This is a genomic window from Streptomyces sp. NPDC006643, from assembly GCF_042870175.1.
Taxonomy (GTDB): domain Bacteria; phylum Actinomycetota; class Actinomycetes; order Streptomycetales; family Streptomycetaceae; genus Streptomyces.
The window spans coordinates 12,176-36,890 of record NZ_JBIAHA010000039.1 but is presented as its reverse complement, the minus strand read 5'-3'; the positions used below and the strand labels follow the sequence as shown (position 1 = coordinate 36,890).

21 protein-coding genes are annotated in these 24,715 nt (G+C 71.4%); 11 read left to right on the top strand and 10 right to left on the bottom strand.

Annotation, left to right across the window (positions count from 1 at the left end):
* Positions 1–19: 19 nt before the first annotated feature.
* Positions 20–292 carry a chaplin gene (locus tag ACFYNU_RS36725; protein ID WP_356585383.1) on the top strand — a complete coding sequence of 91 codons (273 nt, stop codon included), beginning with the start codon at positions 20–22 and terminating at the stop codon, positions 290–292.
* 102 nt (positions 293–394) lie between these two features.
* Here the strand turns inward: ACFYNU_RS36725 and ACFYNU_RS36720 are convergent, their stop codons facing one another.
* From ACFYNU_RS36720 to ACFYNU_RS36705, 4 genes are all read right to left on the bottom strand, one after another.
* Positions 395–1,261, bottom strand: a complete 867-nt coding sequence (locus ACFYNU_RS36720) for a tyrosinase family protein (protein ID WP_356585382.1) — start codon at positions 1,259–1,261, stop codon at positions 395–397.
* Positions 1,262–1,282: 21 nt separating this feature from the next.
* Positions 1,283–1,768, bottom strand: coding sequence for a tyrosinase family oxidase copper chaperone (locus ACFYNU_RS36715; RefSeq protein WP_356585381.1), 486 nt, complete (start codon positions 1,766–1,768; stop codon positions 1,283–1,285).
* Positions 1,769–1,931: 163 nt separating this feature from the next.
* Positions 1,932–2,783 carry a glycoside hydrolase family 19 protein gene (locus tag ACFYNU_RS36710; protein WP_388768546.1) on the bottom strand — a complete coding sequence of 284 codons (852 nt, stop codon included), beginning with the start codon at positions 2,781–2,783 and terminating at the stop codon, positions 1,932–1,934.
* Positions 2,784–3,145: 362 nt separating this feature from the next.
* Positions 3,146–3,658: a GNAT family N-acetyltransferase gene (locus ACFYNU_RS36705; protein WP_356585379.1), complete on the bottom strand. Its 513-nt coding sequence runs from the start codon at positions 3,656–3,658 to the stop codon at positions 3,146–3,148.
* A 168-nt stretch (positions 3,659–3,826) separates the two neighbouring features.
* Here ACFYNU_RS36705 and ACFYNU_RS36700 point away from each other — a divergent pair, with 168 nt between their 5' ends.
* Complete coding sequence (locus ACFYNU_RS36700; RefSeq protein WP_356585378.1) at positions 3,827–4,810, top strand: fibronectin type III domain-containing protein; 984 nt, start codon at positions 3,827–3,829, stop codon at positions 4,808–4,810.
* A gap of 46 nt (positions 4,811–4,856) precedes the next feature.
* Here ACFYNU_RS36700 and ACFYNU_RS36695 read toward each other — a convergent pair whose 3' ends face one another.
* Positions 4,857–5,966: a DUF6397 family protein gene (locus ACFYNU_RS36695; protein ID WP_356585377.1), complete on the bottom strand. Its 1,110-nt coding sequence runs from the start codon at positions 5,964–5,966 to the stop codon at positions 4,857–4,859.
* A 98-nt stretch (positions 5,967–6,064) separates the two neighbouring features.
* Positions 6,065–6,484: a roadblock/LC7 domain-containing protein gene (locus ACFYNU_RS36690; RefSeq protein WP_356585376.1), complete on the bottom strand. Its 420-nt coding sequence runs from the start codon at positions 6,482–6,484 to the stop codon at positions 6,065–6,067.
* 573 nt (positions 6,485–7,057) lie between these two features.
* Between ACFYNU_RS36690 and ACFYNU_RS36685 the strand changes: the two genes are divergently transcribed.
* Complete coding sequence (locus tag ACFYNU_RS36685) at positions 7,058–9,031, top strand: ABC transporter ATP-binding protein (protein WP_356585375.1); 1,974 nt, start codon at positions 7,058–7,060, stop codon at positions 9,029–9,031.
* A gap of 93 nt (positions 9,032–9,124) precedes the next feature.
* Here the strand turns inward: ACFYNU_RS36685 and ACFYNU_RS36680 are convergent, their stop codons facing one another.
* The gene (locus ACFYNU_RS36680; protein WP_356585419.1) at positions 9,125–9,919 is read right to left on the bottom strand and encodes a SigB/SigF/SigG family RNA polymerase sigma factor; all 795 of its coding nucleotides are present in this window, start codon (positions 9,917–9,919) and stop codon (positions 9,125–9,127) included.
* Positions 9,920–10,059: 140 nt separating this feature from the next.
* On the bottom strand, positions 10,060–11,469 hold the full coding sequence (locus ACFYNU_RS36675) for an NADP-dependent succinic semialdehyde dehydrogenase (protein ID WP_356585374.1): 1,410 nt from the start codon (positions 11,467–11,469) through the stop codon (positions 10,060–10,062).
* Between the two features lie 108 nt (positions 11,470–11,577).
* Between ACFYNU_RS36675 and ACFYNU_RS36670 the strand changes: the two genes are divergently transcribed.
* From ACFYNU_RS36670 to ACFYNU_RS36660, 3 genes are all read left to right on the top strand, one after another.
* Positions 11,578–12,177 carry a methyltransferase domain-containing protein gene (locus ACFYNU_RS36670; protein WP_356585373.1) on the top strand — a complete coding sequence of 200 codons (600 nt, stop codon included), beginning with the start codon at positions 11,578–11,580 and terminating at the stop codon, positions 12,175–12,177.
* A gap of 120 nt (positions 12,178–12,297) precedes the next feature.
* Positions 12,298–12,603 carry a hypothetical protein gene (locus ACFYNU_RS36665; RefSeq protein ID WP_356585372.1) on the top strand — a complete coding sequence of 102 codons (306 nt, stop codon included), beginning with the start codon at positions 12,298–12,300 and terminating at the stop codon, positions 12,601–12,603.
* Positions 12,604–12,716: 113 nt separating this feature from the next.
* Positions 12,717–13,640, top strand: coding sequence for a hypothetical protein (locus tag ACFYNU_RS36660; protein ID WP_356585371.1), 924 nt, complete (start codon positions 12,717–12,719; stop codon positions 13,638–13,640).
* A gap of 93 nt (positions 13,641–13,733) precedes the next feature.
* Here the strand turns inward: ACFYNU_RS36660 and ACFYNU_RS36655 are convergent, their stop codons facing one another.
* Both ACFYNU_RS36655 and ACFYNU_RS36650 read right to left on the bottom strand, forming a co-directional pair.
* A complete protein-coding gene (locus ACFYNU_RS36655) occupies positions 13,734–13,916 on the bottom strand; it encodes a hypothetical protein (protein WP_031228443.1) in 183 nt (60 codons plus the stop codon).
* 125 nt (positions 13,917–14,041) lie between these two features.
* Positions 14,042–15,121 (bottom strand): acyl-CoA desaturase, encoded by a 1,080-nt coding sequence (locus ACFYNU_RS36650; RefSeq protein WP_356585370.1) that lies wholly within the window; start codon positions 15,119–15,121, stop codon positions 14,042–14,044.
* Positions 15,122–15,340: 219 nt separating this feature from the next.
* Here ACFYNU_RS36650 and ACFYNU_RS36645 point away from each other — a divergent pair, with 219 nt between their 5' ends.
* The 5 genes from ACFYNU_RS36645 to ACFYNU_RS36625 all read left to right on the top strand — a co-directional run bounded on the left by ACFYNU_RS36645 (position 15,341) and on the right by ACFYNU_RS36625 (position 24,691).
* Positions 15,341–18,475, top strand: a complete 3,135-nt coding sequence (locus ACFYNU_RS36645; RefSeq protein ID WP_356585369.1) for a DEAD/DEAH box helicase — start codon at positions 15,341–15,343, stop codon at positions 18,473–18,475.
* Positions 18,472–19,839 (top strand): SWF or SNF family helicase, encoded by a 1,368-nt coding sequence (locus tag ACFYNU_RS36640; protein ID WP_356585368.1) that lies wholly within the window; start codon positions 18,472–18,474, stop codon positions 19,837–19,839. Before ACFYNU_RS36645 ends, ACFYNU_RS36640 begins: the two co-directional genes overlap by 4 nt.
* 263 nt (positions 19,840–20,102) lie before the next feature.
* Positions 20,103–21,356, top strand: a complete 1,254-nt coding sequence (locus ACFYNU_RS36635; RefSeq protein WP_356585367.1) for a GAF domain-containing protein — start codon at positions 20,103–20,105, stop codon at positions 21,354–21,356.
* 258 nt (positions 21,357–21,614) lie between these two features.
* The gene (locus ACFYNU_RS36630) at positions 21,615–23,084 is read left to right on the top strand and encodes an aldehyde dehydrogenase family protein (protein WP_356585366.1); all 1,470 of its coding nucleotides are present in this window, start codon (positions 21,615–21,617) and stop codon (positions 23,082–23,084) included.
* Complete coding sequence (locus tag ACFYNU_RS36625) at positions 23,072–24,691, top strand: APC family permease (protein WP_356585418.1); 1,620 nt, start codon at positions 23,072–23,074, stop codon at positions 24,689–24,691. Before ACFYNU_RS36630 ends, ACFYNU_RS36625 begins: the two co-directional genes overlap by 13 nt.
* The last annotated feature ends 24 nt before the right edge of the window (positions 24,692–24,715 follow it).

The following is a 24,715-nucleotide window of genomic DNA, read 5'->3' as shown; positions in this document are numbered from 1 at the left end:
ACGTTCAAGGAGAAACTTGATGTCGCGTATCGCGAAGGCAGCTGCTGTTCTCGCCGGCACGGGCGCCGTGCTGGCCGGCGGTGCCGGTATGGCCGCTGCCGACGCCGGCGCCGAGGCCGCGGCCGTCGGTTCGCCCGGAGTCCTTTCCGGCAATGTGGTCCAGGTGCCGGTACACATCCCGGTCAACCTCTGCGGCAACACCATCGACGTGATCGGTCTGCTCAACCCGGCGTTCGGCAACACGTGCGTCAACGCCGACGCCAAGCACCACGACGGCGGCTACGGCCGCTGAGCCACCGGCTCCCCGGGACCTACGTCCCTGATTGACGCATGAGGCAACGGCCCCCCGCATCACACGCGGGAGGCCGTTGCGCGTACGGGCCCCAAGTCCGGCTCAGGCGTCGTACCGGTACAGACTCCGGTGGCTGAGCATCTCCGACGGCTTGGTCCCCCACGGCGGCATCAGCTCGTCCACGCTGATCGCCCGGCCGGCCTGCGGATCGTCGTCGGCCAGCCTGCGCTGCGGCAGATAGGTCGACTTCGGGTGCTTCTGCTGCCAGCGGTCCCAGAGCAGGTCGACGAAGGCGTGGTGGAGCCAGAACACCGGGTCGTGGGGCGCGGTCGCTCCCAGCATCTGGCCGCCCACCCAGCGGTGGACACGGTTGTGGTTGCGCCAGCGCGTCCTGTCGCTGCCGACCGTCCAGCCTTCGAGGCGGTTGCGGAAACCGCGCGTGACGGTGGAGTCCCAGGGGGCGGCGTCGTAGACCGGTTCGTCCGTCGCCCAGGCCAGTTCGGCCTTGGTGGGCAGCGCGATCGGGGAAGCGGGGCGGCCGAAGGCGCGGGCGAGGAACTTCCGCTCCAGCACACCGTCGTTGATGGTCCAGTTGCCCGCCGCGTAGGCGAACGCCCCGGTGGTGACCTGGCCGTCGGACGAACGGCCGTCGCCGCCGAGGAAGTCCTCCGCCCACAGTGACGCGGCCGGTGTGTTGTCGGTCGTCCAGTCCCAGTACGGCACCGTCACCTTGGGGTCGATGCGCTGAAGCGCCCGTTCGAACTCCAGCAGATACTTGCGGTGCCAGGGGAAGAACGAGGGCGCCATATGGCCGGCCCGCAGTCCGTTGTCACCGTCGGCCCGGTAGTACTGGACATGCTGGCGGACGAACGCGTCGTAACCGCCCTGGCGTTTGAGCTCCAGGACCGTGGTGACGAAGCGCTTCTTCTCCGCGCTGGTGAGATTGCGCTGATTCTTTCTGATGTGCACCGTGGAGGGTCCTCCCTGCGGTCAGTGAAGTGCCGGTCCGGCGAGCGAGAGCTGCGTACCACCCAGGTCGTCGACGGCCGCGCGGGCGGTCGCGAGCGCCGTCGGGAACGACTCGAAGTGGTTGACCACGCTGACGTAGCCGCCGTCGGCGCGCCGCATGAGATGCAGGGGACGGCCGTCGATACGGACTCCGGACGCCGTCCCCTGAATACGCCGGCCGGCGTACATCTCGTCGAAGACCTCGGCGGCGGGTGCGCCGGTCTCGCGAGGATCGGCCCGGAAGATGGGCGTCAGGGCCGCGGCCGTGCCACCGGTCACCCCGAAGGCGAAGGCCGCGCGCAGGAAGAAGCGCCGGGTGCGGCTGGACCGGGGCGGCTGAGAGGACCGGGGCGGCCGGTTTAGCCGGGGCGGTCGCGGTAGCCGGGGCGGCCGGGGTGGCACGAGGGCCACGGCCTCCGCGGGCCGGGCCGCGACGGGGCTCGGCTCCAGTTGGGTACTGCCTGCCATGGCGAACCTCCACTCGTCGGCCGTGGCCCCGCCGCACGAAGGCGGCGGGACACGGACGCTGATCTGGTCCGGGGCAGATGGGCCTCTGCCCCGAACCAGTCAACGAGGAGGTCGCAGAACAGTTCTCTGAACTACGTCCGATTGTCGTAGTGACGTTCCGGACTCAGCAGCTGAGGTTGCCGCCGGGGGTGGTGCCGAGGATCTGGACGAAGCGCTGGTAGTTGTTGATCCGGCTCTGCACCTGACCGGGGTTGCCCCCGTTGCACTCGATGCTTCCGTTGATGCTGCGGATCGTCTCGCCGAAGCCGCGGCTGTTGACCATCGCGTTGTGCGGGGTCATGGTGCCGGGACCGTTCTGGGTGTTCCAGTACCAGAGGCCGGTCTTCCAGGCGACGGCCGAGTCGTTCTGGACGAGCCAGGGGTTGTTCAGCAGGTCGATGCCGAGGGCGTCACCCGCGGCCTTGTAGTTGAAGTTCCAGCTGAGCTGGATGGGACCGCGGCCGTAGTACGCGGCCTGGCCGGCCGGGCAGCCGTAGGACTGCGACGTGTCGCAGTAGTGCGGGTAGTTGGCGGTGTTCTGCTCCACGATGTGGACGAGGCCACCGGTCTCGTGGCTGACGTTGGCGAGGAAGGCCGCGGCCTCCTGGCGCTTGACGGTCTCGCTGCCGGTCTTCGCGAACGCCGGGTAGGCGCTGAGCGCGGCGGTGAGACCGTTGTAGGTGTAGAAGGAATTCCGGCTCGGGAACATCTGGTTGAACTGCGCCTCGCTGACCACGAAGCCACCGGTGGGCGGCGGGTCCGTCGGGCCACCACCACAGGCGCCGTTGTCGGCCCAGACGTCGACGGTGCCGGGTCTCTCGTTCTGGGTCCACCACTTCGCCGTGTAGTTGCGGCCGTTGTACGACGCGGTGTCGCCGCCCCAGTAGACGGTGGACGCGTTCCAGCCGGTCACGCACGCGGCGGCGGAGGTGGCTGCCGCCGAGGTCGAGGCGGGCAGGAATACCGCGAGGGCCATGGCCGAGACCAATGCGGTGAACAGTGCAAGGATTCGCTGACGCAAGCGACTCACTCCTTCGCGCGGCCGTCGTTGCGGGACGGCCGCCATGGGGGTGAGGGAACCAAACCGGAATCCTCACCACCTGTCAAGGTCTAGACCAACTGACGAGTTTCGGCCGGTCGCGCCCCAACCGGCGGGCCCAGGACCCTTGTTCGAGGTGGGTGAGCAGGGCATGTCCACGACATCGGTCACCGCCGGGCGGCCCGCGGCCCGCGACCGGCCTCGGTCAACGGACACGACGGCCCGCCGACGCCGCGGATGTGACGCGATCTCACCCTTGGCCGGCACACCCGCACGCGCGAGCGGCCGTACGACTGCCGTCAGTGGGCCGCCGGGTCCGGCTCCCTCGCGGGACCGGGGATCGCGCCGGGGCCCGGTTCGGGGTACCAGCAGTAGCGGACGTCGGGTTCGTTCTCCTCGTTGCCCCGGCCGTCGGTCTTCTCGACCGGGACGAAGCCCTGACGCTCGTAGAAGCGCCGTGCCGGGCCGTTGATCTGAAACGTCCACAGGGACAGTCCGGCCGGCCGGCGCCGCTTCGCCAGGTCGATCAGCCGGGCGCCGATGCCACGGCCCCGGTGGTCCGGATCGAGATACAACTGGTCGACGTCCCCGCCCTCGATCACCATCATGCCGACGACCGCCTCCCCGGCGGTCGCCACCCAGGTCTCCTGGGTGGGCAGGACGATGTCGCGAATCCAGGCGTGTACCTGCTGTTCGCTGTGGGGGCGGGTGACGCTCGGGAGGGCGACCGCGAAGGATCTCAGCCACAGTCCGGAGATGTCGGACGCGTCGGCGGGCACCGCGCGACGGACGACAAGCGTGTTGGTCTGCACAGCGAGCCATCCTGTCATCAATCAGAAATCGGCGAACGATCGAGTCCGTATCGCCTTGTGCGTTCGGTTCCTTTCGGAATAGGACTGGCACCGCCTCTTGAAGTGCACCCGACAGTGTGTCATATATGTCTAGACCATTGCCCCTTGCTTTCGACGGAGGAGACGATCGTGCGACGGACCCCCACCCAGGTCGCGCTCGTTACCGCTACCGCGCTGACCCTCGTCGCCTGCGGCGGCGGTGACGACAAGGACTCGCAGGCGCCATCGGCCCCTACCGGTCTCAGCGTTCAGGCCGGCAGCGCGCTGTCCGCACACGTCATGTGGGAACAGGCCAAGGACAATGTCGAGGTCAGCGGATACGTCGTGTACCGCGGCAAGGACAAGGTCAAGGACGTTCCCGCCGACACGACGATGGTCGACATCACCGACCTGAAGCCGTCCACCGCCTACTCGTTCTCCGTGCGGGCCAAGGACGCCGCCGGGAACCTGTCGCCGCACAGCAAGGAGAAACCGGTCACCACGCCCGCCGTGACCGCGGAGGACAAGAAGGCTCCGGCGCGGCCGGTGAAGCTGCGCGGCAAGCACGACGGTTCGAAGGGCGCCGAACTCACCTGGAGCGCTCCGGGCAAGGACGACGGCATCACCTCCTACGACATCCTCCAGGGTGGCTCGAAGATCCACAGCGTGGGTGGCGACGAGACCACGGCCAAGGTCACGGGGCTGCGCCCCGGCACCGCCTACTCCTTCACCCTCCAGGCCCGCGACGCGGCCGACAACACCTCGCCGGCCAGCGACCCGGTGAAGATCAGCACCCCGAAGGGGCCGGGCGACGACCCCGACACGGCACCGGTCGGCTTCAAGGTCGCGCGCCACAAGAACGCCAAGGAGGGCGCGTACTACCTCGATCTGTCGTGGCTGCCGCCGAAGGTCGACGGCAAGGTGCCCTCGTACGAGATCCATCTCAACGGGAAGCTGACCACCACGCTGGTCTGGGGCAACAAGCCGCCCGTGGGCAAGACCACCGAGAGCGTCTTCGCCGGCAAGAAGCCCGGCGTCAGCTACAAGGTGAAGATCCGCGCGAAGCTGCCGGACGGGGAGTGGGGCAGCTTCTCCCCCGAACTCACCATGGTCACCGGCGAGGCCAAGCCTTGATCCAGGAGCCGTCCCGCAATCCCGGGCGGGCGCAGGACGAGGGTCCTTAGCCGGACCGGGGCAGTCGGGCCGAGCGGTCCCGCTCGGCCTCACCCGTCGACGCCGCCGCCACGAGACACGGCGCGCTCCCCCGGTCCCGGCCCCGCCTGATCCTCAGCCTGGTCAGCAACGGACGTCCCCGCCCGGCACCGTGCGGGAGCGGTTCAGCTTCCCGCGCGGGCACGGACGGCCGCACGGCGTCGGCCACCCGCGCCGGTTCGGACACCCGCGCCGGTTCGGACGCCCGCACCGGTTCAGGTGCGTCGGCCGGCCCAGGTGGGTCGGCCGGTTCGGGAGCGCCGACCCGCTCGGGGGCCGTACCGCTCGGGCGTGGCGCCTCCCGGTCCCGCCGGGCGTCGGCCAGCAGCGCGGTCAGGCTGGACCGGTGCCAGCTGATCTCGTCCGGGTCGTCGGCGGTCAGCAGCCGCCGCACGGTCTCGCGCGCCGCCTCCGATCCCGGCCGACCGGGCGCGAGGTCCGGCCGCAGCCGGTTCAGCGACGCGCGCTCGTACGGATCCGGTACCAGCTCGGCGAGTTGGACCGGATCGAGCACGGAACCGACGATCGCCGCCCGCTCCCACCGGTCGTCGCTCTCGTGCAGCAGAAGCCCGATACGGCGCCCACGCCAGTTGCGCGGGCGGCAGTCCTCCTCCGGCTTCTCCTCGGCCCCCTCGGGGCCGGCCCCGGATCCGCCGGTCGCCGCCGGGCGTGGCAACCGGCCCGTCAGCAGGCCCGGCTCACCACTCGCGAACGCCCGTAGCTCCTCGGCCAAATAGAGCCAGACGACCGCTCGATAGCGATTGAGATAGAAGCGCACCGGCACCAGATACCCCGCACGCGCGAGCCGGGTGAAACGGCCGGGGCTGATGTCCATCAGCTCCGCCCCCTCGGCCGTACCCACCGTCCGCACCCGCTCGCGCAGCGCGGCGGGAAAGCCCGCCGCCCGCCGAAGGCGCTCGACCTCGCCCCGCGCGACCCTCCGGCGGCCACTCACGGACCCGCCGACCGTACGGACATGCCCCAACTGTGTGGCCAGCTCGAACTCGCCCCGCCTGAGGCGCAGTTCCTGTGCCGCCCGGCCGGCGGCGAGCGTTTCTGAGATTTCCCTGACGGACATCGGCGGTCTCCCCCGCGAGTGATTGACTACTCTCGGTGACGACCGTATCCCCGCGTCAAGAATCCCGCTTGCCCCTGTGGATAACTTTCCCGGGACTCTCAGCCGTCCGTGACCGTCGTATGTGTGGGCCCCGACTGCCGCACCGCGATGCCCAGATGTTCGCCGACGCGGTTCACCATCAGCGTCATCTCGTACGCGATCTGGCCGACATCCGCGTCCGCGTCACTCAGCACGCACAGACAACTGCCGTCCCCGGCGGCCGTGACGAACAGCAGCGCGTCATCGAACTCGATCATGGTCTGCCGCGCCCTGCCCGCGTTGAAGTGCCGGCCGGAGCCTCGTGCGAGGCTGTGCAGACCGGACGAGACCGCCGCCAGATGCTCGGCGTCCTCGCGCGCCAGACCGGAACTCGCCCCCGTCACCAGCCCGTCGTTGGACAGCACGAGGGCGTGCCGTATCGGCTCGACCCGACCGGTCAGATCCTCCAGAAGCCAGTCGAGCCCGTCTTCCAACGCCATTCGTGACCACTCTCCCCGTTCCGACAGGTACCGCGCCCTGTGCCCCGTATCTCCCCCGTCGGTCGCCCAGCCTCGCGCACCGACTGCTCACGGGCAAGCGGTCCCGGTGCCTCGGAGCGTCACACGGAACCGGCCGTTCCCGTCAGTCGGAACGATCACCACCGGACCCGGCCGTATGCTCTCGCAACTCTCCGCCCCACCAACGGCATCAGACCGCTCCGTCTCCACAGCCTCCGGCGCCGGGACGCCGTTTCCGTCAATTCACCACCGCAACGCCATCCCTCGATCGAGGCATCTGTCACACGGGAGTGAAACGAACACAGGATTACGGCCACTTTCACGCACGTCCGCCCGTCTCCGCCCGTCCACGCGGACCCTCCGTCGACAATTCGCAACGCTCCCCCCGTTACGACCACTTGATCAGCGGCGTTCATCCAACGCCCCGTACGGCGACGTCGCACCTGGAGGAATGATGACGCTCAACTCCCCGCCCCTCGGTGTTCACCGTGCGTTCGAGAGACGGCCGGTCTCCGCCCGGCCGGCGATGCGCCGGATTGACGTCGGGGGCGACGCATGAGACTGCTGAAACGGCCCAGGCCCGTCGAGAGCGCGGTGTCGGACAGCGAGCGAGAGTTGTTCGGCGGACCGCTGCGCTACGACACCGGCTGGGCGGACCACGAATGGGCCTCTCTCGAGATCGGCATGCTGTCCGCGGTGCGCGCGATGCCGCGCATGGTCGCGGGCACCCTGCGGCTCGCGTGGCGCACGGACCGCCCGGCACTGCTGACCGTCGGAGTCGCCGAGGCCGGCCAGGGGCTGACGGCCGCGCTGGGTCTGCTGGTGGTCAACTCCGTGCTCGGCTCGCTCCTGGCGGGCGGTAGCGCCGCCGACCGTGTCTCCGACGCGGTGCCCGCCCTGATCGTGGGCGCGGTGGTCGCGGTGGCGGGCGCCCTCCTGGCGTCCTGGTCGACATCGGCGGCCGGCCGGCTGGAGCCGAAGGTGGAACGGGCCGCGAACGAGCAGTACTTACGCGCCGCGGCCCGGGTGGAGCTGGAGGCCATCGAGGACGGCGACTTCCGCCGGCTGATCGACACCGCGCAGTACGGTCCGCCGTCGGCGCGGCACATGATCGGTGCCTGCGTCGCGACCATGAACGGCGTCGTCTCACTGCTCGCCGTCGGCGGTGTGCTGACCGTGCTGCACCCGCTGTTGCTGCCGATGCTCCTGCTGATCGCGGCGCCGCGCGGCTGGGGCGCGATGCGCGTGTCCCAGCGGCGATATCTGTCGGTCATGGCCTGGGTGGAGCATCTGCGCGCCAGCCGTCTCATCGCCGGTCTGCTCATCTCCCGCTCCGCCGCGCTCGAGGTACGGGTGCACGGCGTGGGGCGCTTCCTCCTCCGGCACTACCGCAACATGGCGGAGAACGCGGAGACCGAGGCGACTCGGCTGGCCAAGGACAAGGCGGCCACCGAACTGCTCGCCGCGGCGCTGTCGGGCGTGGCGGCACTCATGACGTACGGGGCGATGGCCGCGCTCATCATGTCGGGCCGGATGGAGCTGGCCGTGGCGGGCACCGCCGTGATCGCCGTCCGCTCCGGTTCGGCGAGCCTGGGCGCTCTCGTACTGACCACCAACTCGCTGCACGAGGAGTCTCTGTACGTACGCGACATGGAGCGCTTCCTCAAGGAGGCGGGCAACAGGTCCATCCCGACCGGCGGGCTCCCCCTCCCCGAGCCGACGAAGGTGATCACCCTGGAGGGGGTGTCCTTCAGCTATCCGGGCCGGGAGACACCCGCGCTCGCCGAGCTGTCCCTGACGATCCCGATGGGCTCGGTCGTCGCCCTGGTCGGTGAGAACGGCTCCGGCAAGAGCACGCTCGTGAAACTGCTCGCCGGACTGCACCTGCCCGACAGCGGGCGGCTGGCGTGGGACGGCGTGGACGTCACCGAGGCGGACCGCGAGCAGATCTTCGACCGGGTGTCGCTGCTCACGCAGGACTTCGAACGATGGCCGGTGACCGCCAGGGCGAACATCGAGATCGGCAGGCCCGACGCCACCGACGGCGACCTGACGGCGGCGGCGCGGTACTCGGGCGCCGACCGGGTCGCCGAGACCCTGCCGAAGGGCTTCGACACCCTGCTGGCCCGGATTTTCCGCGGCGCCTCCGAGCTGTCCGGCGGGCAGTGGCAGAAGTTCGGCCTGGCTCGCGCCCACTACCGGGACGCCCGGATGATCGTGGTGGACGAGCCCACGTCGGCCCTCGATCCGGGCGCGGAGATCGCGGCCTTCGACCGGATCCGGGGGCTGGCCGACGAACGGCGGGCCGTCGTGCTCGTCACACACCGGATGTCCGGGGTGCGGTACGCGGATCTCATCTACGTACTGCACGAGGGCCGGCTCGTCGAACAGGGCGACCACGAGAGCCTGTTGGCGGCCGGGGGCCGGTACGCCTCGATGTTCCACATGCAGGCGGAGCAGTACGGCCACGGGGAGGGCGCCGGGACGGCGGTCCCGCACCAGGGCGGGTCCGCGCCGAAACCGTCCTGACCCGCCGGTCGGTCATCGGGCGCCGGGATGGACGGCGCCCGATGACGGACGGATCGGTTGGCGCGCAGGCGCCGAGCCGGCTGCCGTAGCGCCCTATGCGGCGTCCCGCAGCACTTCCCTACGGATGCGCGCGCAGGAGTCGTTGATCAGCCGGGACACATGCATCTGCGAGATGCCGAGGTCTTCGGCGATGCTGCTCTGTGTCATCCCGCGGAAGAACCTCAGATAGAGGATCCTCTTCTCCCGGTCGGGAAGCCGGCGCAGCCGCGGCTTGACCGACTCACGGTCGATCACCGCGTCCAGCGCCGCGTCCCGGGCGCCGAGGGAGTCACCGAGCGTGGGGCCCTCCTCCGTGGCCGACAGGCTCGCGTCGAGCGACAGCACGCTGAAACAGTCCATCGCCTCCACACCCATGATCACTTCGTCCTCGGTCATGCCGGTGTGGCGGGCGATCTCCTCGATCGTGGGTGCCAGGATCCCGTGCCGCTGGGCCAGTTCGTCGCGCGCGTCGCCCACCCGGGCCCGCAGCTCCTGCACGCGCCGGGGCACATGGACGGACCAGAGCCGGTCGCGGAAGTGCCGCTTCAGTTCCCCGGTGATCGTGGGGACGGCGAAGCTCTCGAACGCGGTGCCCCGGTGCGGGTCGTACCGTTCGACGGCCTTCACCAGTCCGATCGCCGCGACCTGCCGCAGGTCTTCCAGCGCTTCGCCCCGGTGCCGGAACCTGCCCGCCAGCCGGTCGGCCATCGGGAGCCAGGCGCACACGATCTCCCGGCGCGTCCGGTCCTTCTCGGGGCCGTCCGGCAGCGCGGCGGCCCGCTCGAAGTCCTCCGAGGTGTCAGGCACGTCCTCGTGCCTCACCCGGTACGCCATCACCCGGGGGGTCATGATGCTCGTCAGCTCCTCGCTCGACGTGGCCGTCGTCACCGGGGAGCGTGTGCCCCTGAACACCCTGGGCAAACAGTGGTGTTCAGGGGGCCTGATGCGGGTGGGTGGAGGCCCGGACCGGCCCTCGCGGGCCGGTTCGCTCAGCCGTCGCCGTCCGGTTCGGCACCGTGCCAGACGGTCGTGACATTGCAGAATTCGCGGATCCCGTGGTCCGAAAGCTCCCGTCCGTAGCCGGAGCGCTTGACGCCGCCGAAGGGGAGCGCGGGATGGGACGCGGTCATCCCGTTGAAGAAGACGCCGCCGGCCTGGAGGTCGGTCACGAAGCGCCGCACGTCCTCGTCGTCGCGCGTCCACACGTTGGAACTCAGTCCGAACGGAGTGTCGTTCGCGACGCGCACCGCCTCGTCGAGATCGGCCACACGGTAGACGGTGGCCACCGGGCCGAACGCCTCTTCGTGGTGGATGCGCATGTCGGGGGAGACATCCGTGAGGACGGTGGGTTCGTAGTACCAGCCGCGGCTCAGTCCGTCGGGGCGCCGGCCGCCGCAGCGGACCATGGCGCCTCGGTTGACGGCGTCGTCGACCAGCTCCTCCAGATCGGCTCGGCCCCGTTCGCTGGAGAGCGGGCCGACGTCGGTGGTCTCGTCCATCGGGTCGCCGACGGTCAGCTTCCGCATCCCGGCGACGAAGCGTTCACCGAACGCGTCGTAGACGTCGGCGTGCACGATGAAGCGCTTGGCGGCGATGCAGGACTGCCCGTTGTTCTGCACCCGGGCGGTCACCGCCGTCCGCGCGGCCCGGTCGATGTCCGCGGACGGCATCACGATGTACGGGTCGCTGCCGCCGAGTTCGAGTACGGTCCGCTTCACCTCGTCGCCCGCCACGGCCGCGACGGAGCGCCCGGCGGGCTCGCTGCCGGTCAGGGTCGCCGCGGCCACGCGCCGGTCGCGCAGGATGGCCTCGACGGCGTCGGATCCGACGAGCAGTGTCTGGAAGCAGCCCTCGGGGAATCCCGCCCTCCTGAAGAGGTCGTCGAGATAGAGGGCGGTCTGCGGGACGTTCGAGGCGTGCTTGAGCAGAGCGACGTTGCCCGCCATGAGGGCGGGGGCGGCGAACCGTACGACCTGCCAGAGCGGGAAGTTCCACGGCATGACCGCGAGGACGACGCCCAGCGGGCGGTAGCGGACGTACGCGCGTGCGGCGCCCGAGTCCTTGACGTCGGCGGCGGAGGGGTGCTCGTCGGCGAGTAGTTCCGGCGCGTGCCGCGCGTACCAGCGCATCGACTTGGCGCACTTGGCCGCCTCCGCGCGTGCGGCGCCGATCGGCTTGCCCATCTCGGTGGTCATGGTGCGGGCGATGTCGGCCTGATCCTCCTCAAGGAGGTCAGCCGCCCGGTTCATCAGCGTGGCCCGGTGGTCGAAGTCCGTGGTGCGATACCGGTCGAAGGCCGCGGCAGCCGCGGCCAGCCGCCGCTCGATCTCGTCGGACCCGAGGGCGTCGAACGTCTTCAGGGTCTCGCCGGTGGCGGGGTCGACCGTGGCGATGGGCATGGGACCGTCCTCCTCTGACTAGGTGCTTCGACATTCGCCCGGCGACGGCCGCCCCGCAACGCGGGACGAGGGCGGGCCGGCCGCCGCGCGGCGGGGGATCATGTCCGTATGGCCCACGACCACACGCACGTAAAGGAATTCTTCGGTGTCCGGGCGGCGGACTGGGACGCTCGCTTCCCGGACGACGGCCCTGCCTACGCCGCCGCGGCGGCCGGCATGGGGCTGCGTCCCGGCGACAGCGTCCTGGACGCGGGCTGCGGCACCGGGCGCGCCATGGTGGCCCTGAGGGACGCTGTGGGACCGCGGGGCAGGGTGCTGGGCGCCGATCTCACCCCCGAGATGCTCTCGGCTGCCGTACGGGGCGGTCGCGACGCGCTCGGCGTCCTGCTGCTCGCCGACGTGGCCCGTCTGCCGTTGCGTGCGGGCTGTCTCGACGCGGTCTTCGCCGCCGGACTGATCGCCCATCTGCCGGACCCCGCCACCGATCTGCGGGAGCTGGCCAGGGTCGTACGCCCCGGTGGGCGGCTGGCGCTCTTCCATCCCATCGGCCGGGCCGCGCTGGCCGCCCGGCAGGGCCGGCGGATCACACCGGACGATCTGCGCGCCGAGGACAGGCTACGTCCGCTGCTCGCCGAGGCGGGGTGGCGGATGGAGTCGTACGTGGACGAGGACGAGCGGTTCCTCGCACTCGCCGTACGCGCGGACTGACCCTCTCCGGTCAGCCCGGAGGGGCGCAGGGGCGGCCGGTACCGCGTGCACCGGCGCGTGAACGGGTATCGACCCTACGTAGAAGGCGGGCCCGAGAAATGCGCGAAGGGTGGAGGCACGATGTTCGACAAGCTGCGCCGGTTGTTCCTGTCGAACCGGACCGCCGCGCCGGTCGTCGAACCGGCCGCGTCGTCCCGGAGCCGGGCACGGCAGCACAACCTCTTCGAGGCGGCTGCCACCTATGTCGCGGCGACCGCCGACGACGATCAGGACCGGATGGACGAGGCGTCCGGCTGGGTCTCCCCCGAGGCGCTGTCCTTCGGGGTCAGTGAGCTGGCGTGCCGGGCCGTGATCGCGCTGGCCCGAGAGCGGGACGAGTCGCCCCAGACGGTGGCGCGCAGCCTTCTGGGGCTGCCCGCCGCGTGACGGCGGGACACGGACGCGGCGGGCAGTCCACCAACCTCTCGACGGCCGGGCGGCCGACTGGCTAAGGTGCGCCGACGACCGATCGGACAGGACCGATCGCATGGGGAGGTGCCGTGACAGGTCCGGACGTACCCGCCGATGACGACGCACTGTTCGTACTGTCGGCCGTACTGCTGACACCGGCGCAGTTCCCCAGCGTGCTCGGTGACGACTTCCCCGAGGCGTGCGCGGCTCTCGGGCTGGAGACGTACGAACGCGGCTACGGGCTGGTGCTCGGGCAGGACGGCGGCGGCGCGCGCTGGACGGTGGCCGTAGACGATGTGTCGCTGGTCGCCGTGGCCATCGCCGCGTGGGACTGCGGCATGGAGTACGACCTGTCGCCGGACGAACGCACGGTGATCGCGGCGCTGCCCGGCTGGCCGCTGGCGCTGGCTGTGGCGGCGCCGGGGATCCCCGCGCCGCACGATCCCGAGCCCGAGCCGGGTGCGGAGGACGACGGGGCGAGACCGGCGCTCGCGCCGCCCGACACGGCCGGGTGGGGGCCCGCGCAGCGCCGCCTCGGCGCGGACGAGATCGCGCTTCAGTGGGAGGCGTGGCGCGCGCAGTTCGACTCCGAGGACGAGCAGCGGGGCGGGGACCCGGATACCGCGAAGGCCGAGGGCGGCGCGGGGGACGGCGCCGACGACGGTGACACGGAGGGGGCGGGCGCCGAGGCGCCCTCTGACGACATGGCACAGGCCGGCGGTGCCGACGGTCCGAACGGCGTGCTCCACGACGGCGTACGGCGCGTGCTGAAGGAGCTGCGCGGCTATCTGGAGTCGCCCCCGCCGCTGGGCCGGGTCCGCTCCGGCTTCGCGCCCGACGGCGCCCGGATGCTGCGGGCCGACGGCCCTGGCTGGTCCCTCGTGGCCAGGACGGACGACATCGCCTACATCCTGCTGGACGACGAACCGAACGAAGTACTGCCGGTGGGCCGCGGCCCCGAACTGCCGAAGCTCCTCGCGGCGCTCGACGGCATCGCCGTCCGCCCCTCCTGACCTGCCCGGCGCGTGAAGGGCCCCCGTACGGGTCCGGGACCGCGCCATGGGTCCGGGGGACGTACGGGGGCGTTCGCGCCGGTCAGTGCCTGGTCAGCGGCCGATCTCCTTGCGCGTGATGCGCTTGAGCCGACGGCGCTGCGACGGGTCGAGCATCAGATAGGCCACGGCGGGCACGCCGAGCACCACCAGCAGCGACATCCAGAATCCGATGAAAGGAATCAGGAGAAGACCGACGGCCACTCCCCCGACAGCGATCTTTGCCCTGGTCGACATTTTCGACTCCTCCTCCGCGGCCGAAGCCACTTGCTGCTGATTGAACGCTCGTGGGCGTCCCCCAGTTCCACTATGCGCCGCGCGCGTGCCCGGCGCCCCGGTGAGCGGCGTCCGCCATCGACGGGTCAGGCCGCCGCGCGCAGCGGTGCGCCGACCTCGTGCAGATGTCCGAGTGCCTGCCGGTACGAGTCGACCAGGCCCGTCTCCACATAGGCGACGTCCACCGCCTGGCAGTGCGCGCGGACCAGCGGCTGGGCGAGCCGCAGATGGGGACGGGGCATGCTCGGGAAGAGGTGGTGCTCGATCTGGTAGTTCAGACCGCCCAGGAACCAGTCGGTGAAGAACCCGCCCCGTATGTTGCGGGAGGTGAGGACCTGCCGGCGCAGATGTCCCCAGCTCGCGAACTCCTCCTCGGTCGGGATCTTCATGCCCTTGTGGTTGGGCGCGAACGCCATGCCCAGGTGGAGGCCGTAGATCATCTGGTGGATCAACAGGAAGACGACGGCCTGACCGACGCTGAGCGTCGTGAAGAGCAGCGCCAGATAGGCGATGACGTGCACGACGAGCAGTGAGCCCTCAAGGAGGCGCTCACGCGGAGTCTGGCGGTTGGTGGCGCTGGAGAACACGGACCGGAATCCGTACACCTTGAGGGCGATGCCCTCCAGGGTCGTCAGCGGGAAGAACATCACCGCCTGGTGGCGGGTGAGCCAGCGGCGGAATCCCTTACGGCCCTCGGTCTGGTGCTGCGCGAAGACGAGGATGTCGGCGCCGACGTCCGGGTCCTTCTCCAGGTGGTTGGGGTTGGCGTGGTGCCGGTTGTGCTTGTCGTTCCACCAGTCCTGGCTCATTCCGAGCAGAAGATTGGCGTGGAAAAGCTGTACGAGACGGTTCCTCCCGCGGCCGGCGCATATCTGGGAGTGGCCCGCGTCGTGCGCGACGAACGACATCCGACCGAAGAGGAGCGCCAGCACGGGCGCCAGGAGCAGTGCCCACCAGGACGCTCCGATCAGCACCATGGCGGTCACCACCGCCGCCAGCCCGAGCAGATTGACGGCGATGCCGCGGGCGTACCAGGCGGTCCGCCGTTCGAGGAGGCCCTGCTCCCGGACCGTCCGCAGAAGGGGCGCGAAGTCGCTGCCGCCCGTGCGGGCGGCGGCGGGGCCGGGATCGGTGGTCTCCGCGACTGCTGCGGGGGCCTGGGGCATGTCGGTCTCCGGTCTGTAGGCCGACGATCGTGTAGATCGTTTAGGTGGGAAATGGCAGGTCGATGGGGCCGTTCGAGTGGCGTGGATCAAGCTTGATCACGCCGATCGGGAGAAACGTACGCGGAGTTGGCCCTCCAGGGCCATGCGGCCACCACCCCGAGGTGACGGGGGTTATTCCCGACTCAGGGGGTGGTGCTGCCTACACCCCTGCCAAGGCCCATGATTCTTGTCACCGTCCGCCGCCACCCACCGGCGTTCCGCACGGGGTACCCTTCGGCCTCTCCATCTCCACTAGTCAAACTTGAGGAACGTGTCATCGCCGTACACAGGCCCCCTGCGGCTACGCCCTCCCAGATCGCCGAACTCGCCCGCTGCCACACGCTTTTCCTGCCCGCCGTCCCGGCCCGTACCGGCCGAATCGCCTTCTGGCGCCCGGACGGCGAGGCCCTGCCCGACCTGCCCGGGCCGCCCGCGACCCCGGACACCGACGCAACCGCCTCGCGGCACACGTCGGACGCGACGGACGCGACTGAGCCGGCCGCCGGCCGCGTCGAGGACCTGACCGTCGTCGGCGACGACGTACGGCTCAGGACCGTCCCGGCCCTGTCCCTGCCCGTACGGGACGCACTGCCCGTGCTGACCCGGGCCAGGGCCTCGGCCCACGCCTCGCCCGCCGCGGCGTTCTGGGGCGCGGCGTCCCTGCTCGCCCTGCAACTCGCCGCGCGCGGCAAGCTGTTGCCCGGACTCTCGACGGGCGGACACGACGCCTGGCGGGCCGGCCCCCTCGCCGCCGACAACCTGGAGCGCGTCCGCGCGCTCGCCGCGTCGATGCCGCCCACGGCGCACGCCGTACCGCTCGACGCCACGACGGCGGACCCGCTCCTGCTCCCCGATCCCGAACGGCTGCTTCGGCAGTTCCTCGACGCGGTCGCCGACGGTCTCGTACGTACGCCCGCCGCGCCGATCGCCGCCGGATCACCCGCCTTCGCCGCGCCGGAGCCGCGCCGGCTGCCCGAACTGCGCGGCTGGGCCGCCGATGTGGCCGCCGGGCACGACGCTGGGGTACGGCTGTCGCTCCGGATCGAACTGCCCGGCCTGACGGCCGCACCGGACGGCCACTCGCCCGACGGCGGCGCATCCGGATCAGCCCCCGCGTTCCGCGCCGTCCTACAGATGCACAGCGTCAGCGACCCGGCGGTCGTCGCCGACGCCACCGAGGTGTGGGCCGGTACGGGGGCCGGTGACGCCTCGGGCGAGGCGTTCGGCCCCCGGGCCCGGATGGACGCCCTGCTGGCCCTCAGACGCGCCGCACGCGCCTGGCCGCCGCTGGCCCCGCTCCTGTCGGCCACCGTGCCCGACGCCATCGACCTCGCCGACGAAGAGGTCACCGAACTGCTCGGGGAGGCCTCCCGCGCGCTGGCCGCCACCGGTGTCGAGGTGCACTGGCCGAAGTCCCTGGCGCGCAAGCTGACGGCACGCGCCGTCATCGGCCCGCCGGACGACACGCCGGACGACACGCCGGGCGGCCCCTCCGGCGACGAGGGCGACACGCGCGGCGACCGGCGCGCGGACACGGGTGAATCGGGCCTGCCGTCCTTCCTGTCGGCCGACGCGCTGCTCGCCTTCAACTGGCGGTTCGCGCTGGGCGACCAGGAACTCACCCGCGCCGAACTGGACCGGCTCGCCGAGGCCACCCGCCCCGTCGTCCGGCTGCGTGACCAGTGGGTCCTCATCGACCCCGAGGAGGCCAGACGGGCGCGGGAGGGCCAGGACCGCAAGCTCACCCCGGTCGACGCGCTCGGAGCCGTACTCACCGGGTCCACCGAGGTGGACGGACGCCGGGTCGAGGTGCAGGCGTCCGGCTGGCTCGCGGCGCTGCGCGACCGCCTCGCCGACCCGGAGGGCACGGACCTGGAGATCGGCCAGCCGGCGGCCCTGACGGCGACGCTGCGCGACTACCAGCTGCGCGGCCTCAACTGGCTCCACCGGATGACCTCGTTGGGCCTCGGCGGCTGCCTCGCCGACGACATGGGGCTCGGCAAGACCATCACGGTCATCGCGCTCCATCTGCACCGTCAGAGCGACGCGTCGGCGGCGGGCCCCACCCTGGTCGTCTGCCCGACGTCGCTGATGGGCAACTGGCAGCGAGAGATCGAGCGGTTCGCACCCGGCACACCGGTGCGCCGTTTCCACGGCGCGTCGCGCGGTCTGGACGCCCTGGCCGACGGTGAGTTCGTGCTCACGACGTACGGCACGATGCGCCTGGACGCGGCGCGACTCGCCGCCGCCGAGTGGGGCATGGTCGTCGCCGACGAGGCGCAGCACGTGAAGAACCCGTACTCGTCGACCGCCGGTCAACTGCGCACCATCGGCGCCAAGGCGCGCGTCGCCCTGTCCGGCACCCCGGTGGAGAACAACCTCTCCGAGCTGTGGGCGATCCTCGACTGGACGACGCCGGGCCTCCTCGGCCGGCTCGCCACTTTCCGTACGCGATACGCGCAGGCGGTCGAGGGCGGCGACCCGGCGGCGGCGGAGCGGCTGTCCGCGCTCGTACGGCCGTTCCTGCTGCGGCGGCGCAAGTCGGATCCGGGCATCGCGCCCGAGCTGCCGCCGAAGACGGAGACCGACCGCGCGGTGTCGCTCACCACGGAGCAGGCGGGGCTGTACGAGGCCGTCGTACGCGAAACCCTCGCCGCGATCTCGGTGGCGGACGGCATGGAACGCCGCGGCCTCGTCATGAAGCTGCTGACCTCGCTCAAGCAGATCTGCAACCACCCCGCGCAGTTCCTGAAGGAGGCCGGCTCGCCGCGTGTCGCGGGGCGTTCGGGAAAGGTCGAGCTGCTGGACGAACTGCTCGACACGATCCTCGCCGAGGAGGCGAGCGTGCTCGTGTTCACGCAGTACGTACAGATGGCGCGGCTCCTCGAAGGGCATCTGGCCGCGCGAGGCGTCCCGACGCAGTTCCTGCACGGCGGAACGCCGGTGGGGCAGCGCGAGGAGATGGTGCGGCGGTTCCAGGAGGGTGAAGTCCCGGTCTTCCTGCTGTCGTTGAAGGCGGCGGGCACCGGTCTCAATCTGACCCGTGCCGAGCATGTCGTGCACTTCGACCGCTGGTGGAACCCGGCCGTCGAGGCGCAGGCGACGGACCGCGCGTACCGCATCGGCCAGAACCGCCCCGTGCAGGTCCACCGCGTGATCGCCGAGGGCACCATCGAGGACCGGATCGCCGACATGCTGGCGCGCAAGCAGCAACTGGCGGACTCCGTCCTCGGCGCCGGCGGCGAGGCGGCACTGACCGAACTGAACGACGACGAGCTGGCCGAGCTGGTCGAGCTGCGAGGGAGTGCGCGATGACCGGAACCGACAGCGGCATCGGCAGCGGCGCCGACGGCGGTCGCAGCACGGAAGGTGGTCGCGGCACGGAAGGGAACGAACGCACCTTCGCCGCCCTGCCGCCCGCGCACGGCCGCGCCTTCGCGCAGACCTGGTGGGGACGGGCGTGGCTGAAGGCCCTTGAGGACACGGCGCTCGACCTGGGGCAGCTCAAGAAGGGCCGCAAGCAGGCCCGCGACGGCGCGGTCGGCGCGGTGTCCGTACGGCCGGGGCGGATCACGGCCGTCGTACGGGACAGGGACGGCACGGCGCACCGCAGCGACGTGCTGTTGCAGCAGCTCAGTACGGAGGAGTGGGACCAGTTCCTGGACATGGCGGTCGAGCGCGCGGGGCACATCGCCGCCCTGCTGGACCGGGACATGCCGCCGCATCTTGTGGAGGACGCGGCGGGCGCCGGGGTGGAACTGCTGCCCGGGATCGGCGACCTGGAGCCGCAGTGCGCCTGCGACGCCTGGGACCTCTGTCTGCATACGGCGGCCCTGTGCTACCAGGTGGCGCGGCTGTTGGACGAGGATCCGTTCATCCTCCTACTGATGCGCGGCCGGGGCGAACGGCAGTTGCTCGACGAGTTGCAGGTGCGTTCGGCGCGGGCCGCGCGTACGGGGCGGAGCCCGGCCGACGGCACGGGCGACGAGCCGGCCGACGAACCGGCGGGCATACGCGCGGACGAGGCGTTCAGCGCGCGGGACATCCTCCCGCCGCTGCCGCCTCCCCCGCCGGTCCCTCAGGAACCCGGCACGCCGCCGTCGCTGGACACGGAGACGGAACCGCCGCCCGGGATCGACGCGGACGCGCTGGAGTTCCTGGCGGCCGACGCGGCGGGGCGCGCGCTGCGGCTGCTGGTCGACTCGCTGGCCGCCGGACACGAACGGCAGCCGCTGGAGGTGGAGTTGACGCCCGGCCAGGACGCCGTCCGACTGGCGGCCTGGTGCGGCGATCCGCTGATCGCGGTGCGGCTCGCGGAGGGCACGGGCCGGCAGCGTGCCGAGCTGGACCTGGCGGTGGAGGCCTGGCGCCACGGCGGTGCGGCGGCCCTCGCCGTACTGGAGGAGGAGTGGCAGCCGGAGCCCGAGGCTCTGGCCCGCGTGCGGGCCGATCTGGCGGGCGCCTGGGAGGACAGCGAACGGCCGCAGTTGCGTGCGGGAGTGGCGGGCCGGTGGACGGTCGTGGGAGCGGACGCGCAGTTGCGCTACGGGCGGGAGGGGCGCTGGTGGCCCTACCGCAAGGTGCGGGGGCGCTGGGTCCCGGCGGGGCCGGCCGCGCCTGATCCGGCGTCGGCGTTGTCGAGCGTGGGGGTGGAGACGGAGGCGGGAGCCGGGGCCTGACGGTGCGGGGGGGGCGGGCGCGTGTGAGCGGGCCCGTTCCCCTCCCCGTCCTTTCCCAGCAGTGTCGATGTACGGCTCCGCGCGCGTGAGAGCTCCGGCCCTGGACCCAGCGCCCCCTCAAACCCCGGCGCGCCTGAGGATGCCCCCACTCCTCGCACACCGCACGGGCTGTGACTCCCCTGGCGACGCCGGAGCCTTGCCCGGTGGCGCACGCCGGGCGAACATGGGAGAGGCCGGTGCAGTAGTGGCCTCGGGAGGCCGAGTTGACCGACGCGTGGGTGGCCCTGCAAGAAGGAGCGGATCCGGCGGAGCGACGCGGAGCGCTGCGTCGCGCGTACGAGTCGTTCGCGACCGCCGGCCGGGTCGACCGTCCCGTACGGCCCGTGGTCGCCGACTCCTGGCAGCGGTCCGCCCGCGCCCGTGTCCGTCCCGAAGGGACGGCCAGTGTCGAGCTGTCCGACGACGATCTCGGCTCCTACCGGGACGCGCACCCGCTCGCCCGTGTGATGCCGCTCTTCCGCGAACTGATGGGCGCCTACGCGTCCGACGGCGAGCATCTGGTCGCGGTGTGCGACGCGCACGGCCGGCTCCTGTGGGTCGAGGGGCACGCCGCGACCCGCAGCCGGGCCGGCACGATGAACTTCGTGCCGGGCGCCCGCTGGTCCGAGGCCGTCGCTGGCACGAACGCGCCGGGTACCGCCATCGCCGTCGACCGGCCCGTGCAGGTGTTCGCCGCCGAACACTTCCTGCGCCCCGTGCACCCCTGGACCTGCGCCGCGGCGCCCATCCACGACCCGCGCACCGGGCGGCTGCTGGGCGCCGTGGACATCACCGGCGGCGACCGGCTGGCCCATCCGCACAGCCTCGCCTTCGTGGGCGCCGTCGCCCGCGCCGCCGAGTCCCAGCTCGCCCTGCTGGCACCGCCCCCGGCCCCCGGATCCGTACAGCTGTCGGTCCTCGGACGGGACGAGGCGCTGCTCGTCGTGGACGGCCGCAAGGCCCGGCTCGGCCGCCGTCACAGCGAGATCCTGACGGTGCTCTCGAACCGCCCCGAGGGCATCTGCGGCGACGAACTGCTCATCGAGCTGTACGAGGACGCGTCCGTCACGCCCGTCACTCTGCGCGCGGAGCTGTTCCGGCTGCGCGGACTGCTCGGCCCCGACCTGCTGCGCTCACGGCCGTACCGGCTCACCGCTCCCGTCGACACGGACTTCGACACCGTCACCCGAAGGCTCGCGTCGGGCGCGGTCACCGGCGCCATGAGCGCGTACGCGGGGCCGCTGCTGCCCTCCTCCCTGTCCCCCGCCGTCGTACGCCTGCGGCGCAGGCTCGCCGACCAGTTGAGGGCGGCACTGATCGCCCGCGGGGATCCGGGGCTGCTGGCCGACTGGGCGTACAGCCCCTGGGGCGAGGACGACCTCGCGGTGTGGCGCGCCCTGGCCGGCGCACTCCCCGCGCGGCAGCGCCCCGCCGCCCTCGCGCGCGTGCGCGAGCTGGACGCGTGGCAACGGGCCTGACCCCGTAGGACGTCCAGAGGTCCAGACGTCCACGTCCGTTCGCCGACATCTCCCGCCATCGCTCTCGGCACCGCTCCCCGGCACGGCTCTCCGGAACCGCTCCCGGTACCGCCGGGGGTGCCCCACCGGCGGGCGGCCACGCGGTCCCCTCCGGTCCCTCCCGGAAGGCGGACCCGGCCCCGGCTCCTTACTCTCTGTTGATAGAGCACCACAGACGACGCGCGCGGTGCCCTTTCATCCGAACCCGAGGAGTCCGCCATGCCGGAGCTGTTCATCGGTGGCAAGTGGACCACCGCCGCAGGCGGTCAGGTCCGCGAGATCCGCTGTCCGGCGGACGGCACTCTCGTCGCGACCGTCGACGAGGCGGACCAGAAGGACGCGGCTGCCGCGATCGAGGCGGCCCGTGACGCGTTCGACCGCGGCCCCTGGCCCGGCACGGCGTCCGCCGATCGCGGCAGGCTGCTGCTGCGCGTCGCCGAGCTGCTGGAGCGCGACAAGGCGGCGTTCGCGCGGGCCGAGTCCCTGGACACGGGGAAGCGGCTCGTCGAGAGCGAGTACGACATGGACGACATCGCGAACTGCTTCCGCTACTTCGGCAATCTGACGGCGGCGGGCGGCACCGACCGGGTCGTCCACACGGGCGACCCCGGCGTGGACAGCCGCGTCGTCCACGAGCCGGTCGGCGTGTGCGCGCTGATCACCCCGTGGAACTATCCGCTGCTCCAGACGGCCTGGAAGGTGGCGCCCGCGCTCGGCGCCGGCAACACCTTCGTACTGAAGCCGAGTGAACTGACCCCCCACACCGCGATCATGCTGATGCGGCTGCTGGCCGAGGCCGGGCTGCCCGACGGTGTGGCGAATCTCGTCCTCGGCGCGGGTCCGACGGCGGGCGCGCCGCTCACTGAGGATCCGCGCGTCGACATGGTGTCGTTCACCGGCGGTCTGGTGACGGGGCGCCGCATCATGGCCGCCGCCGCCCCGACGGTGAAGAAGGTCGCGCTGGAGTTGGGTGGCAAGAATCCGAACATCGTCTTCGCGGACGCCGATTTCGAGAGCGCGGTCGACTACGCGCTGACGGCGGTGTTCCTGCACTCCGGGCAGGTCTGTTCGGCCGGCGCGCGGCTGCTGGTCCAGGACGAGCTGCACGACTCGTTCGTGGACGAGCTGGTACGCCGGGCCAAGGCGATCCCGATGGGCGGCCCGTTCGACGAGCACGCCCGCACCGGGCCGCTGATCTCGGCGGCGCACCGGGACAAGGTCGAGGCGTACGTGGCGGCGGGTCTCGCCGAAGGCGCCGTACTGCGCTGCGGCGGAAAGCGCCCCACCGACCCCGAGCTGCGCAACGGGTTCTTCTACCCGCCGACGGTGCTGGACGACTGCGCCCCGGGGATGTCGGTGGTCCGTGACGAATCGTTCGGTCCTGTTCTCACCGTCGAACGGTTCAGGGACGAGGACGAGGCGGTCGCGGTCGCCAACGACACCGTCTACGGCCTGACGGGGGCGGTCTGGACGCAGGACACCGGGCGCGGGCAGCGCGTGGCGTCGCGGCTGCGGGCGGGCACCGTATGGATCAACGACTTCCATCCGTACGTGCCCCAGGCCGAGTGGGGCGGGATGAAGCAGTCCGGCTTCGGGCGGGAGCTGGGGCCCGCCGGGCTGGGCGAGTACCAGGAGGCCAAGCACGTGTGGCGCAATCTCTCGCCGACTCCGCAGGGGTGGTTCGAGTGAGTACGCCGGAGACACCCGGTCCGCCGGGCTCCCCCGCCGGCCCCCCGCCGGACGCGAACGGCCCCGCGCGGACCCAGAACCAGGACGACGACGACGCTCTCGGCGCGCTCGGCTACCGGCCCGAACTCAAGCGGACCCTCGGCAACTTCCACACCTTCGCGGCCGGCATCAGCTACATCTCGATCCTCACCGGCACCTTCCAGCTCTTCTACTTCGGCGTCAGCTTCGGCGGACCGGCCTACTGGTGGTCCTGGCCGATGGTCTTCGTCGGCCAGCTGATGGTGGCCCTGTGCTTCTGCGAGCTGGCCGCCCGCTACCCGGTCGCCGGCTCCATCTACAACTGGGCCAAGAAGATGGGCGGTCCGCACGTCGGCTGGCTCGGCGGCTGGATGATGATGACGGCGTCCATGGTGACGCTGTCGGCGGTGGCGCTGGCGTACCAGATCACGCTGCCGCAGATCGACAGCCGGTTCCAGTTCATCGGGAGCGGCACCGGCAAGTACGACGACGCGGCCAACGCCGTACTCCTCGGCTCCGTTCTCATCCTCTTCTCCACCACCGTCAACGCCTTCGGCGTCAAGCTCATGGCCCGGATCAACTCCGCCGGTGTGTTCATCGAACTGATCGCCGCCGTCGCGCTGGTCATCTTCCTGGCCGTGCACATCACCCGTGGCCCCGCCACCGTGCTGACCGACACGCACGGTCATGGCACCGGCGAGACACTCGGGTACTTCGGCGCGTTCCTCACCGCGTCGCTGGCGTCCGCGTATGTGATGTACGGCTTCGACACGGCCTCGTCGCTCGGTGAGGAGTCGCACAACCCGCGCCGCAACGCGCCGCGCGCGATCCTGCGCGCGCTCATCGCCTCCTTCCTCCTCGGCGGGCTCATCCTGCTCACCGCACTGCTGTCGGTGCCGGACCTGGCGTCCAAGCAGCTCTCGACGGGCGGTCTACAGTTCGTCGTCCTCAGCACCCTCGGCAAGACCGTCGGCGAGGTCTTCCTGTGGTGCGTGGTCATCGCGATCACCGTCTGTGTGCTGGCGGTCCAGGCGGCGGGCATCCGGCTGATGTTCGCCATGGCGCGGGACAACAACCTGCCGGCGGGCTCGCATCTCGCGCGGGTCAGTCCGCGTTTCCACACACCGGTCGTGCCCGCCGTGGTGATGGGTGTCGTGGGCGTCGTCATCCTGGTCATCAACATCAACCAGCCGCAGATCTTCTCGGTGATCACGAGCATCGCGATCATCATGATCTATCTGGCGTATCTGCTGGTCACGCTGCCCATGCTGATCCAGCGGCTGCGTGGCGAGTGGCAGCCGCTGAAGGGCAGCTTCTCGCTGGGCCGGTTCGGGCTGCCCGTCAACATCGCCGCCGTCGTGTGGGGCCTCGCGATGTCGCTCAACCTCGCCTGGCCGCGCGCCGCGGTGTACAACGCGACCGGTCCGCAGCACTGGTATCTGCGCTGGGGCGCGTTCGTGTTCATCGGCATCGTCGCGCTCGGCGGTTTCGCCTACTACTGGTTCGTCCAGCGGCACAAGACGGGGGTGCTCGCCGAGCACGCCTTCCAGTCGGCGGACCCCACGTCGCCCGCCACCCCCGCCGAGTAGCCGCCGCACGGCTCCCCCACCCAA